The sequence below is a fragment of the Stenotrophomonas sp. genome, assembly GCF_032061965.1.
In the GTDB taxonomy this organism is placed as follows: Bacteria; Pseudomonadota; Gammaproteobacteria; order Xanthomonadales; family Xanthomonadaceae; genus Stenotrophomonas.
On the sequence record NZ_DAMBEF010000013.1, the window covers coordinates 77,562 to 90,766 of the forward strand.

Here is a 13,205-nt window from a genome sequence, read left to right on the forward strand (position 1 = left end):
TGCGAAGGTAGCAACGACTTCGCATTCGACTGCGCCTGCCGCACACTGCACCGGTCCATCGCCTCCGCAGCTGCGCCTTGCGCCGAGTCGCCTTCGGTGGTCCAACCAAGCACGCCGCCTTTTCCCGCCACCAGCGCACCCCATCGCATCTGCTTCGGGGCACGCGAGGTGCCACCTACGCCATGCGCAGGGAGGCACACGCTGTTGTAAGCGGCCGAGCCAGGCTGCGGCTGCTGAGCACCTGCCGCCACTGAAACGCAATACAGGCCAATGCAGGACAGCACAATCATCAGTGCGTAACGGATAAACCTTCCTCCTTCAGCCGGTGGAACACGTCCCAGCCTTTGAACCGAAATGAACATCAGGTCCGACTATCGCCGTTGCAATTCCGATGAATCACCTGCCCGGGAGCGCACACCCTTCCTGGACAACTGAGCACTGCCCGCCGCATTCACTCAGTGCTCGTTTCCGCAGCGACCGCATCCCCTCCCCACCATGGACCAGAGTGGTGAACACCTTGTCTCCACGCGCAACATTGGCGACAGCAATATCCGAAGCAATCACCATGCACGAATTGCTGAAGGTACCGAGAATCTGGCAATCAACACCGCCATTTTCCACGCAAACTTGTATTGCCTGCTCAGCCGCCTGCTGCTCATCTCCTGCTTGCAGGGTCCAGCCCAGAAGCCCATGGTCACCCACTGCCACACCGCCCCATCGTTCGGGACCGCGGCCACGCACGGTGTCACCGACACCGTGTGCGGGAAGGTAAACGCTGTTGTAGGCAGCGGAGCCAGGCTGCTGTGCGTGCGCTGACAAGATGCCGCAGAGCAGGCAGGTCCATGTCAGTGCAATGATCGATAGGTAACGCATATCCCAACTCCCTGGCTACGGACGTCGATCAACATCTCGGCGCACCAAAAAAGTCAGCCTCGTCCGAATTCCGCCACTGCGCGAACCGCAAAGGCTGTTAGACGCCCCAACAACGCTGGCTCCTCGCCATGCTCAGCCAGCGTATACCTTGGTTTCGCGACAGCGGGGATTCCCCCTTCGCCATGGCGAGATCGAGCTGGCGTCTTGCGAACTTCAGGGAAGCGCACACCCAGTGCGGATCACACTACAGTCTTCGCCACACTGACGAACCGTCATATTGGTCAAGCGCCGCAATCCCTGGTTGCCCGTCCGCCAAAACCAGCGGCTCGCATTCCGAGTCAGCACCGCGCATTCGTTTACAAAAGTGAACTCAACGCGGCACTCCTCACCGGCCTGACTCCGGCATCCATCCATTGCCAGCTGGGACGCCTCGGCCTCAGAGCCGCCATCGACAGCCCAGCCAATGACGCCACGTTTGCCCGAGGCGAATGCCCCCCACTGCTCCGCAGGTTGACGGGTATCCCCCACCCCATGGGCGGGGAGAAAAACCGTGTTGTAGCCGGTTGAACCAGGCTGTTGTGCACTCGCAGTTCCACAAGACACAACAAGCAACCCAGCCGCCAGCAAGATCTTCATTGGGCTATTCATATCGTCTCCACTATCAGCCGATCTGATCCGATTGCCAGCGTTATCGAACAGGCGAACCAGCTCCCTTGTTGTTCTGATGGTGCTGGTTGTTGTCGTCGTCCCTGTTGCGCCGAAGGATGTCCTGCTTGAAATCCGAAGTCTGACCCGTGCTGTTCCGCCCCACACTGCCGAAGCTGGAGTTGGCAACGAATTGGCCCAACGTGCCATTGAAGAACATTGCAGCCATCGGCGGGGTCATCACCATCAGTACGGACATGAGCAATCCTATGCCGCCTTGCTGGATGGCAGATGAACTCAAGCCTGCACCGAAACCATTGGTGCTACCCGTTGAATTGGCGATGTAAGCCGTCACCATCGCTACGGCCGTGATTGCAACAAGTTTGGTGGCCAGTGAAACCATGAACGCCAGCACACCCATTGAGAACATGGTGCCGATGCCATACATCAACCAGCGCTTGAACAAGTCCTTGGTCTGATCGAACAGAAGGCAAAGGATGAATATCGGGCCAAAGCCCACGAACAACACTATTGCCAGCTTGTACAGCATCAGCATCGCCCCGCCGATCACCGACGGCCCGGCAATGCCAATACCGGTCATGCTGGCGATCATCCGCTGGTCTGCCTGGTTCTGGTCGCTGTCACTCACCGGCAACGCATCGACCAAGGCGAAGATCAGCCCCATCAGCTTCAGGTTCTCGTCAATCGAATCTTCTACCTTCTCATCGTTACCTGTAATGACCTGGTGTATTTCCTCAGGCATTGTCTTGCTGATGAAATTGGTCACGTCTCTGCCCGCAAAGGACATGGACGTAGCCGCGAGCACGATCAGGAAACCTCGCAAGGATCCGACCACCAGGCCCATCAATGATTCCCGGCTGCGTCCGGTGACGATCATGAACCCCTGAGAAAGCACCCAAAGGGTAAGCAGGGTCAGTGACATGCCACTGACCCAGCTCATCGTCCGCCCCAGCATTGCTGCCTGGAACGCGTCGATCTGACCGTTGAGCCATTCGAATGTTGCAGCAAAGAAGGCCCATTGGATGAACCCGCTCAGATCGAAAGCAGCCATTAACATGAAACTACTCCTAGTTCCTTTAGATGCCCGGCAGGGCGCCGTTGCCCTTCAGCGCATTCCTGGTCAAGGCCGAGCGTGAGTTCTGCAGGTGAGAAACACGGGCTTGATAAGCCGCCATGTAGGTCTGATAGCGGTCGCGGTCATTGTCCATGAGCGCGGTGAGGGCCAACACTTCATTGGTGTTGTACTCGATGTTCGCGTAGTCGTTGGCACTGAGGCTGCGGCGGCGATCTTCCAGTTGCTTCAGACGGTCATAGTTCTGCTTGGATCGCTCGAACATCCGCAGCGAAAATCGGTACTGCGCCAGCTCGGTTTTGGCCAGTTCCTGGCACAAGGTCTGTTGTTGCATACCCAAGGTCGTGGCTGCGCCGGTGGAGCACAGCTGGTCCATTGCCACTACCACGCTGCTGGGCTGCGTCTTGTTGAGCGCCTCGTCACCGGTCGGCTCGACGATCATTTCCGGCGTGGTGCCATTGCGCTGCTGGATCTGCAACTTGCGGTTCAGGTCATTGAGGTGACGGGTGACCGTACCACCATCGTTGCCGATACGGCTCTTGATATCGTCCAGTTTGCGCTGGCTTTCATCGTCGTCCACTTTCCAGGCTGCCATTGCCACACCAGTGCCCAGCAGTGCCACCACGGCGACACTGGTCAGCACCCAGCGGTTGGCCTTGGGCGCATTCAACTCCGAGCCGAACGTACGCAGCCACGCCTGGCGAAATGACGATTTCCCGGTATCGCGATGCTGTTTCTGGGTTTTCATGGTCCACCTCTACTAGTTTCAAATAGCGTTGAATTTCCAAGGTACTGGCGCATCAGCGCGCAGCAGCCCGTCTACCATCGCCTGACTCGGATCGTTGCTTCGACCCGCGCCCCGAACCCTTACGATTTTCATAGAACTCCTGCAGCCACTGGTCCGGCGTCAGTTCGTCCACCGCCACGCCGTAATGCTCCGCTTGCTGATTCACGATGCGGTCCATCACGTCGATGTTGTCGGTACTGGCCGAGATCACCGCCAGCGCGTCATCCATGCCGCGCAGGTTGAGCTGGCACACCGTCGAGCCGTGCCCCTGCTTGACCAGGAAGGCACGCGAACGCTCGTCCAGGTTGGCCACGACCTCGAACTCGGCCTCGGTCAGCTTCAGCCCGTCCATGTACTCGCTGCGGGTCGCATTCGGGTTGGGCAACAGGATCAACGTGGCGGTCTGTTCGATCAGTGCCGCGGAGATGTCACTGGCCAGCGCATCCTCCGGGCTCTGCGTTGCAAAGATGCCCAGGCCATTCTGCTTACGGATGGTCTTCTGCTTGTTCTTGGCAAAGTCCTTCAGCGCGCCGCCGCCGTCGAGGATCTTCCAGAACTCGTCCATCACGTAGATCAGCGGCCGGCCATCAATCAGCTCTTCGAGACGGTGCAACAGATAGTTGATCACCGGCACACGCACTTCGGCGTTGTCGATCACCTCGGTGTAATCGAAGCCGATGATGTTGGCTTTTTCCAGATCGATGACATCGACCGGATTGTCGAACACCCACCCCAGGGTATTGCCCGCCGTCCATTTGCGCAGGCGCGCAAATAGCCCGTCATCGCCCATGTTCGGCAGGCTCTTCTGGAAGTTGGTCATCGAACGCAGGTGCTTGGGCATGTCGAGCATGCTTTCCACCGCACGGAAGATGTCCTCGTCCTCGCGCGCGGTGTACGTGGTCTTGCCCGCCAGCACCTTGATCAGGTTGCCGAGGAACTGCACGTTGGCATCGGTGCGATCGCACTGGAACGGGTTGAAGCCGGTCGGCTGGCCATTGTCCAGCGCCAGGTAGTTGCCACCGCAGGCGCGCACGAAGATCTCGGCGCCGCGATCCTTGTCGAAGAAGAAGATGGTCGGCGACGGCTTGTACTTCTGCACCTGGCTGAGCAGGAAGTTGATCAGGGCGGTCTTGCCGGTACCGGACTTGCCGATCACCATCGTGTTGCCAATCGCCTTCTCACCCAGCGAATTCTCCGCCGGGTGGGTGGCATGGAAATTGAAATAGTACGGCTGACCATTGGTGGTCTGCAGCACGGTCAGGCATTCACCCCACGGGTTGTTGTCCCGCTTGCCGGTGGCAAAGTTGTGCAGCGGCGACAGCCCCAGGAAGTTCAACGAACTTACGTTGGCCAGCCGCGTGCGGTACTTCCAGTTCGCCGGTAGCTGCGAATAGAAGGACGAGCACACCGCCAGGTCTTCCTTCACCGACACGAAGCCCGCGTTTGACAGCTCTGCACGCGTGGTGGCCAGGTTCTGCGACAGCGTCTTCTGGTCTTCCGCGTACAGCGTCATCATGAAGTGGTATTCACCGAGCACGAAGTTGCCCGATGCGACCTGGTCCATCGCATGGTCCATCTCCACGATCTGGCTCACCGCCTTGTCGCCCGAGGAGATCATCATGCCCTTGGTGCGATCCAGCACCTTCAGCGCATCCTGCCGCCCCATCGGGCTGAACGAATGCGTGATCACGTACTCGAAATCCAGGTACTTCAGGCCATTGAGGATGCCCGGGTAGGTGCCGTCGGTGAATTCCTTGATATTCAGGATGGCGCCGTAGTGGTTACCACCACCAGGCGCGTTGATCACGAAATCGCCCGACTTGGCCGAGAACATGTGGCGCGATATCGGCAGGTAGTCGTACACCGGCGCATGCAGCACCGGGACCGGCTCTTCCAGACGGTTGAGGATGTAGCCAAAGAAGCTCAACACCTCGGAGAACACGACACCGTTGTCGGCTTCGTACATGCCCAGCAAGGTCGGCGCATAGTCTTTCAGCACCGCCTCAACGTTGCCGGCCAGCTCGGTGATCTTGCCGATGGACTGGTCCTGCTCGGCCTGCAGGCGATCGACGTTGGCTGACTTCTCGACGAACTTCTTGCCGGTGACGATGGGCCGGTAGATCATCGTCAGGAACAGCTCGTTGCGCATGATCTTCTCCGACGACAGGCGCTCGAAGTATTCATCCGACAACTGCTGGTTGAATCTGTGCTGATAAGTACATTTCAGGTCAACCCGACCCCGGCGCCGGATGTCATGCACCCAGAAGGCGACATTGACGAAATCCGGCGCACGCAGGGTCTGCAGCATCCGGTTGAAGGTGCCGTGCCGATGCTCCAGCTCCCATTCCTCACGCCCGACGAAAGGCAAACCGTCCAGGCGCCAGGTGATAAGGAAATCGCCACCCGTAGTCTTCACTACGTGAGGAGACACGTGTGAAGAGTACGGAATGAACTCGGAGATGGAGGTATCGGGCGACAGCATTCAACTAGTCCCTGGAGGGGTTTTCGAGCGTCTTTCTATAACTGTTGGGTGTGAACACCCACATGCCGTTGTGGTGTTTGAGGTTGCGGACCCTGCTGCGGAACTGCCAGCGCAGGCCCAGCAACCTGAACACCATTTCGTCCCTGCGCGCCATCTGCCGCATGATCATGATCACGATCGGCAACAGGAACAGGAAGAACATGTCGATATAGAACGTCAACAGCAGGCACGCGCCAGCCGCGATCGTGAAGGGCATATACGGCACCCCCATGAACATGGCCGGTCGCGTGCAACCGCGGAAGAGCGCGTCTTTACGCATACTGCAGCAGGGACTGCACCATCATCATGGTGGTATCCGTATCGGTAACGTTTTCCGGCAGCAGCATCTTGGCGATCTGCGCTGCCGCGCCAATCAGGAAGCCACCGATCAACACCGGCGCAACGTCACTGATGCGCTTGTGGTTGAAAGCGATCTGGTAGCCCGCAAAGATTACGGCAATGGTCACCACCGCAATCGAGGCGATGTTGAGCAGGCCATTGACGTTGTCGAAGAACTGGGTGACGCGGTTGCTTGCACCCGAGCCGTCCTGTGCCATCACCAGAGCAGGCATGGCCAACAGGCTGACAGCTGCGACGGACGAAGCCGCGCGGCGGCGGACGTTGCTGAAGAACTTGCTGGTTTTATTCTGCATGGGGAACCCCGATTTCGGTTGGAGGAAAAGAACTGCGAGCTACTGCTTGGTCACCAGGTGACCGTTACGGCGATGAAGCTAGAACACGAACGCGGCATCCCGTTGAGGTGCTGCCGCGGCCGGCGCCGATTGGGGGGAAACAGGAGCAGGCGCCTGCGGGCTTGCCGGGAGCGTACCTGCCGCGTTTGTCATTTGCTGTGAAGCCGGTGCACCCATCGCCCGCACGACGACCGGTGCATCGTTGTTGCCGGCCTGCGCGGGCGTAGGCGCAACCGGAGTCTGCGGCGCGGGCACTGCCTGCTGTACAGGCAACGCCGGAGCAGCGGCCTGTGCCTCCGCCATGCCCAAGCCGGAGCGAGCCAAGGCAGCTTCCTCGACACGCCGCAGCACGCGCGCAGCCGCCGAATCCACAGGAACCTGAACGTTGCGCGGGGTGCTGGCGGCAGCGGGCCGCGTTCTGATGACAGGGATGGCCGTTGCGGTCGGCCCGGCGGCGGACGCCTGCCAGGAAGCGACCACCTTCTGCACATAACCGTGCCGATAGCCGGTGGTGAAATTACCCGAGTAGTAGCAGCTGAATGCCTTGCCCCAATCCTGCCCGGAGCGCCCATAGCACTCGGCAAGGATGCGCGAACCCGCCTGCAGGTTGGGGCAGACATCAAATGCCCGCTCGTAGCTGCTCAAACCATGCTTGGCCAGGTTGTAACGGTTCACCTGGGCAATACCCAGCGAGAAGTTGTAACCGGCCTGTTCCAGCATGCGCGTGGTCGACAGTGCTTCACCGAGGTTACGCGGCTGCCGCGCAAGCCGGCCACCGACCACGCCAATCGCAAAGGGGTTGAACGAGGATTCAACCTTGACCACGTGATGCATGACCTCGGCGGGCACCGCCAGGTCCGTGCAAGCCGCCATTTCCAGGCCAGGGAGCATTATTGGCCCCTCCCATGATGCGGGGTGGTGAACGCGCAGGTACGCATCAGCCCAACCCCCGCGTCGGATCGAAATCAATGCCGGTGATATAGCGCCGGCCTGCATGCGCCTTGATGTGCACGACGATATCGATGGTCATCTTCAGGAGGTGTTTGATCACCTCGAACTCCAGCCCCGAACCTTCGTTGGAGGCCTTCACCATCAATGCCAGCTGGTCCCAGGTCTGCGACGTGCTGCCGGCATGGCAGCTGGTGATCGACCCCGGGTGGCCAGAAGCGCAGTTACGGATGAAGTAGAACGACTCGTCGCCGCGCAACTCGGCCAGGATGATGCGGTCCGGCTTCATGCGCAGGCAGGCTTCCATGCAGGACTTGGCGCTGATGTTGCTGGTGCTCTGCCCACCCTTCGAATACAGCAGATGCACCACGTTGGGCTGCTGCAGGAACAGCTCGCGTGCGTCTTCGATGGTTACCAGGCGCTCCTGGTCCGAAATATGGTTCACCAGCGACTTCATGAACGTGGTCTTGCCGCTACCGGTTGCACCGGATACCACGATGTTCTTGTGGTACTGCACCGCCTTCTTGAAGAAACTGGCGTAGTCACGCTGCGCACGCAGCTCGCACAACTCGCGATCATGGTCGCTCAGGGTCGGCGCCTGCTCCAGGATCTCGCTGAAGAAACCATCTTCCTCGTATTGCTCCAACGACTTGCCGAACCTTGCCGGCAGACGGATCGTGATCGACACCCGGCCTGCATCGCAGGCGGGCGGAATCACGAACTGTGCGCGCTGGCCCGTCGGGAAGGTCAAGGACACCATCGGGTCGGCATCGGTGATGCGCTGACCGGTGTTGCTCTCGTTGACCACCGCCGTGCAGAACTGCCGCGCGCGCTCGAAGGTCAGCGACGGGACCGCCTCACGACGCCAGCCCGAGCGTGTTTCCAGGTAAAGCTCACCCGGCCGGTTGATGCAGATTTCAGTGACATCGCTGGAATGCATGTGCTCACCGATACCCAGAATACCGTACTGGTATTCCAGGAAATCGTTGGACACCTTGGCGATGGCGGACTCTGCATTCATGTCGTATGCGGACTCAGCGAATCACGGCCGAGAAGTCGACATCGCGCGCAACGTAGACATTGACGATCGTGCCCTGGTTGATGGTAACGGTCGGCGGACGGGTCATGTTGCGCTCCATTGCCATGTTGGCCATGCGCTCCATGGTCCGCGCCGTGGCGCTTTCATACGGGTTCTGCACGATGGCGCCATTGACGATTGACGACTGCTGCGGCCCGTTCTCGGCGGCGGCGTACTTGAACGCGTCGGCCAGGATGCTGATCAACAGCGAGGAAGCAATGCGCTGGCCCCAATGCGCACTGTAGTGGCCGTCATTGCCGGCTGAGCCCAGCCCATCCACGCCGGGGCTGCTCATGTTGATGTCCAGCCCGGTCGGGGTGGTGATGCGATCCCAGACGATGGCCACGCGGTTGCCAATGATGTCATCGGAACCATAGGTGCCCTGCACCTTCGAGCCACGCGGCAGCAACAGGCGCTTGCCATCGACCGAATACACCGGCTCGGTGACGATGCAGGACGTATAGCCCGGGAAGTCGGAGATGACACGCGCCTGCAGGACGCAACGGATATAGGTGCCACGCAGCAGCAAGGTATTGGGCTTGTACAGCGGCTGTGCGCTGGTCGGGCCATCGGCCGGACCGCCGGAACGCGCCGCAGCTGCGGCCATCGCACCTGGCATCGGCGCAGGCGCACCGCCCTCTCCGGCTTCACCGTTGGCATCAAGCATGCGTCGTTCAAGCAAGGTCATTTCCGGACGCCGCGAGGAATCCATGCCCATGCCCATCGGCGCCTGCGGGCTATCGTCGATCACCGGCAACGGCGGCAACTCTTGAACCGGCGCCGCCTGGACCACAGGCCTCTCAGGCGGCAACTCGGGCAGGTCGCGCGGAGCAGCCGGGATGATCACCTGCTCCGAAGGCGGCTTGCGCGGGGCGTCGTCCCCGGAGGAAAGACCGCCGGAGAATATCCATGCGGCCAGTGCAGCCAATGCAATCACGATGGCTGCCAGGAAGCCCAGCGCCTTGCGGTTGAGGCGCTGGACGTCATCGGCGCGCAGGTACGGCGCCTCATTGTCCAGCCCGGGATCGGTGGCGTATTCGCGCCGCGCATACGGATTGGCAGCTGGCTGCTGCGGCACTTCCGGGGCGTCATGCTCATTGGGTGGGATCTGGTTCACTGCTCCGGTCTCCTGCGCAGGCCGATAGCGTTGTCGCCGTGTCGCACGACAAGGTAGGCGTAGGTGCCATGCACCACGATGGTGTCCCCCTCAACCGTCGAGTTGACGATGAACTCGTCACCGGACTTGCTGTCACGTGCGAACACGGCCGGGAAGTTGCCACTGGGGAAGCGCGAACGATCGCCCATCCGGATGTAGGTGAAGCGACGGTCGTCGTACACCGACGTAGGCACCAACCAGGTTGGCCGACGCTTCTTGTAGGTGTAGTCGTAGCCGAAGTAGTAGTCGCGGCCCGGCACCACCGCCGTGTTCAACTCCGCTGCGGGCTCGTCGGTGGCGACGTTTTCGGCGGCGAACTTGGTATCGGCCGGGTACACGAAGCGCACCTTGTACTGCACGCCGGCCGCCTTGGCCTGATCCAGCGCCCGCCAGTTGGTAGCCACCACCTTCAATTCGAAGATGTAGGAATGCGCCGCCGTGCGCACCATCAGGTTGGTGTCCACGTCCACGTTCTTGGGCTTGAGGTAGAAGACGTTGTCACGCCGACTGATGTCCCAGCCGCCACTGAAGCCGCTGCTGTAGTCCAGCACCTGCTCGTGCGGGCTCAACTCGATCTGGGTGGTGATGCCCAGGCCGGTGCGCACGGTGTAGATCTTGTCCGGCGCGTAATCGTATTCCTCGACCACCTGCGCGGCCGCCGGTAGTGCCAAGCCCGCCATCAATAGCAGAGCAAGGCCACGTCGCAGGATTTTCTGCAGCGGGCTACTCATCGTTCAACTCCCCGTTGTTCACTCGTGGCACCGGACTGCTCCGCCGGCGGCGGCGGCAATGCGGCGGCATTCGGATCCGCGCCTGGCATCGCGCCAGGTGCAGCGGCTGGATAAGCGCCCGGGCCCTGCGGGGCGACCCCACCCGGATAGGCCGGATAACCCTGCTGGCCCTGCGCATCAACCGGATAACCGGCAGGTGCCGCGGCGGGTGCGGGGGCGGGCTGCACCGGTGCGGGTGCACCCGGCGTCGGAGCAAAGTCGTTGTCAACGCGATAGTTGATGACGCGGAACCCCAGCGGGTTGAGCAGCCGGTCTTCGTCACTCAGGCGCAGGCTGGGCTGATAGGTGAACTCCAGCGTGGCGATCTTGCTGTCCAGCGGTTCGACGCGCCCGTTGGACTTGTCGTACACGCTGCGCTGGAAGCGGACCGTGGCACCGGTGGGTCGACGGCCCTCGCCGCCGCCCACCAACACGATGCTCAGGATGCGGATGTTGAGCGACTTGCTGGTGCCGTACAGCCGGAACGGACGCTCGAAGTTGGTCTGCGCGTGCAGCGCCATGTACGCCGGAGCCACCGCCGGGCTGGCCATGGACAGCGTCGTGCGCCAGTTGCGCTGGCCGATCAGTCCGGCATCGTACGATTCGCGCGCAAGGATGAACTGGGCGACATTGCTCTTGTTGATCGCCTCTTCCGTGGTCACGTCGCGCTCACCGAAGTTACCGCTGAGGCGTGCCACCGATGCAGTGCCGGTGTAGGGATCGGCCATCACCAGGTACGGCACCTTCTCCTTGAGCGGCAGGAACAGCAGGTAGCCGCCGGCCAGCAGCAACGCCATGAGGATCGCGCACCAGGCGACCATCCACGCGCGCTTCTCGCTGCGCTTGGCACGGTCGGCCAAGGACACTTCGAAGTTGACCCCCTGCGAAACCGCCCGATCTATCTCGGGGGAACTCGTCTTCTTTTTACCAAACATGCCCGCGCTGTCCTTTACTTGCCAGCAGCATCAGCTGCGGAACCTGCCTGCGGGCCCGCGGTGTCGTTGGACACAGCCGCGACGCTGACGATGATCTGTTGCCGCTCGACCACCACCAGCACGCCCTGTGCGGCATAAGCGGCTGACAATGCAGCGGCGGCTTCTGCAACGCTGATGGTGTGGATGTCGGCGACCGGCCCGAACAACGTGTAGTCGTTGGGATGCAGATAGGACAAGGTCAAGCCCGAATCCTTGGCCCAGCGCGTCAACATGCCCTTCAGCGTGCCGTCCACAGGCGAGGCCTGATAGAGGTACGACGCGTGCAGCGGAATCGCCTGCGGCGCCTCGGCCATGCGGTTTACGGGCATCCATTTGCCACTGGGCTCGGTGGGCTTTGGCGCGGAACAACCGGCCAACAGCGCGATAGAGCTGAGAAAAGCAACGCACAGCGTGTTGCGGATCGGCATATTGCGGCTCACGAAGTCACCATCGAGAAGTTTTCGACCGCAGCAGAGCGCTGCAGGAGTCTCTGCACAGGGAAGCAGGGATGTTTGCGCCGAGATGGCAGGCGATGCGACGTGGCAAGGGCGACCCCAAGCAAGGGCTTGCCTGCAACCGTCAATGTGCGGACAGACCGCCGTCTGCTACCCGCTCCCCGTGAGAGATAAACCATTCAAAAATCCATTTCATCGTGACGTATGCACGGAACGATTACTTCGCACACTCGTCCCACTTCACCTTCGGGGCGGAGCATAGAGACGCAAATGTTTGCATCCCGTGAAGTAATTTTTCACACAAGAGTGTGATGCGCGTTCCGCGCATGGGCATGATCAACACACGTATCAGAACAACGACTTCAGCTTGATGACAGCGCGTCTGCGTCCGCAAAAAAGCTTAAAAATCCCCAATTCGTGCACTCAACATGCAGTCATCGCCGCCCCCCCGGGGACGCTGCAGTATGCGAGCGTCCGACTACACAAGAGCGCTGCATGAACTGAGCATACACACACTCTTCACTGATTGACGTGAAGAAAAAAGTTAAACGACGTTTGTTTCCCACTCGATGTTCGATTCTGGCAACATGCGCCTCTCGCCCGGCGAGGGTGTGAAGTCGAAAGGTGTGACATGGAGCAATCGAAGATGGAGGACTTCATCGCAAACGCCGCACTTCTTGCGGGTCACCTGACGCAGCAATGCGAGAAGGTCGTTGCGGAGCAGAAGTCGTCCACCGCGGATCTTCAACGCGCGGCAGCGGACGTGGGGCAAGGCGTCGCTGCGGGAAGAGCCGAGCTTGCACAGAGCGCGCGCGCAGCGGTACGCGAAGCGCTTTCCCAGGAAATCCCGGCAGCGGTGGAAGCCATCGCCGATAGCGGTGATCGCCTGCGCGCCATTGCCGATCAACTGCAGCGCGAGCAATTGGCCGCTGCCTCGGGCATACGCGCATTGGCGTGGAAAGCGTTGGCCGCCATGGTCGTTGCTGCTGCCGTGGTCATCGGCGGCACCGCCTATGTCGCCTCGAACAACGTGCAACGTGCGCAGAACGCACGCCTGGAAGCCGAGGTGATGGAGACGCTGCAGCAGGTGAAGATCACCGCCTGCGATGGCAAGCCCTGCGTCAAGCTCAGCGATGGGCAGCAGCGCTGGTCGCGCAACGACGACTACATCCTCGTTGACACCAGCAACGGCACTGGCGCCGGCAAGTGATCG

At 60.8% G+C, this 13,205-nt stretch carries 13 protein-coding genes; 1 reads left to right on the forward strand and 12 read right to left on the reverse strand.

Annotation, left to right across the window (positions count from 1 at the left end):
* Nucleotides 1-396 precede the first annotated feature (396 nt).
* The 12 genes from RT460_RS09065 to RT460_RS09120 form a co-directional block, all read right to left on the reverse strand.
* Complete coding sequence (locus RT460_RS09065) at nt 397-873, reverse strand: DUF4189 domain-containing protein (protein ID WP_313318529.1); 477 nt, start codon at nt 871-873, stop codon at nt 397-399.
* Nucleotides 874-1,561: 688 nt separating this feature from the next.
* Nucleotides 1,562-2,596 (reverse strand): type IV secretion system protein, encoded by a 1,035-nt coding sequence (locus tag RT460_RS09070; protein WP_313318530.1) that lies wholly within the window; start codon nt 2,594-2,596, stop codon nt 1,562-1,564.
* Nucleotides 2,597-2,615: 19 nt separating this feature from the next.
* Nucleotides 2,616-3,359, reverse strand: a complete 744-nt coding sequence (locus RT460_RS09075; RefSeq protein ID WP_313318531.1) for a hypothetical protein — start codon at nt 3,357-3,359, stop codon at nt 2,616-2,618.
* 52 nt (nt 3,360-3,411) lie between these two features.
* On the reverse strand, nt 3,412-5,880 hold the full coding sequence (locus RT460_RS09080) for a VirB4 family type IV secretion/conjugal transfer ATPase (RefSeq protein WP_313318532.1): 2,469 nt from the start codon (nt 5,878-5,880) through the stop codon (nt 3,412-3,414).
* A 4-nt stretch (nt 5,881-5,884) separates the two neighbouring features.
* The gene (locus RT460_RS09085) at nt 5,885-6,199 is read right to left on the reverse strand and encodes a VirB3 family type IV secretion system protein (protein WP_313318533.1); all 315 of its coding nucleotides are present in this window, start codon (nt 6,197-6,199) and stop codon (nt 5,885-5,887) included.
* Complete coding sequence (locus RT460_RS09090) at nt 6,192-6,572, reverse strand: TrbC/VirB2 family protein (RefSeq protein ID WP_313318534.1); 381 nt, start codon at nt 6,570-6,572, stop codon at nt 6,192-6,194. The genes RT460_RS09085 and RT460_RS09090 overlap by 8 nt, the downstream gene beginning before the upstream one ends.
* 78 nt (nt 6,573-6,650) lie before the next feature.
* On the reverse strand, nt 6,651-7,502 hold the full coding sequence (locus RT460_RS09095) for a transglycosylase SLT domain-containing protein (protein WP_313318536.1): 852 nt from the start codon (nt 7,500-7,502) through the stop codon (nt 6,651-6,653).
* Nucleotides 7,503-7,548: 46 nt separating this feature from the next.
* Nucleotides 7,549-8,580: a P-type DNA transfer ATPase VirB11 gene (gene virB11, locus RT460_RS09100; RefSeq protein WP_313318537.1), complete on the reverse strand. Its 1,032-nt coding sequence runs from the start codon at nt 8,578-8,580 to the stop codon at nt 7,549-7,551.
* A 13-nt stretch (nt 8,581-8,593) separates the two neighbouring features.
* On the reverse strand, nt 8,594-9,754 hold the full coding sequence (locus RT460_RS09105) for a TrbI/VirB10 family protein (RefSeq protein ID WP_313318538.1): 1,161 nt from the start codon (nt 9,752-9,754) through the stop codon (nt 8,594-8,596).
* Complete coding sequence (locus RT460_RS09110) at nt 9,751-10,473, reverse strand: TrbG/VirB9 family P-type conjugative transfer protein (protein WP_313318562.1); 723 nt, start codon at nt 10,471-10,473, stop codon at nt 9,751-9,753. Before RT460_RS09110 ends, RT460_RS09105 begins: the two co-directional genes overlap by 4 nt.
* 47 nt (nt 10,474-10,520) lie before the next feature.
* A complete protein-coding gene (locus tag RT460_RS09115; RefSeq protein ID WP_313318540.1) occupies nt 10,521-11,498 on the reverse strand; it encodes a type IV secretion system protein in 978 nt (325 codons plus the stop codon).
* A gap of 14 nt (nt 11,499-11,512) precedes the next feature.
* The gene (locus tag RT460_RS09120; protein ID WP_313318541.1) at nt 11,513-11,977 is read right to left on the reverse strand and encodes a hypothetical protein; all 465 of its coding nucleotides are present in this window, start codon (nt 11,975-11,977) and stop codon (nt 11,513-11,515) included.
* Nucleotides 11,978-12,623: 646 nt separating this feature from the next.
* On the opposite strand from RT460_RS09120, the gene RT460_RS09125 reads away from it, so the two are divergent.
* A complete protein-coding gene (locus RT460_RS09125) occupies nt 12,624-13,202 on the forward strand; it encodes a hypothetical protein (RefSeq protein WP_313318543.1) in 579 nt (192 codons plus the stop codon).
* Nucleotides 13,203-13,205 lie beyond the last annotated feature (3 nt).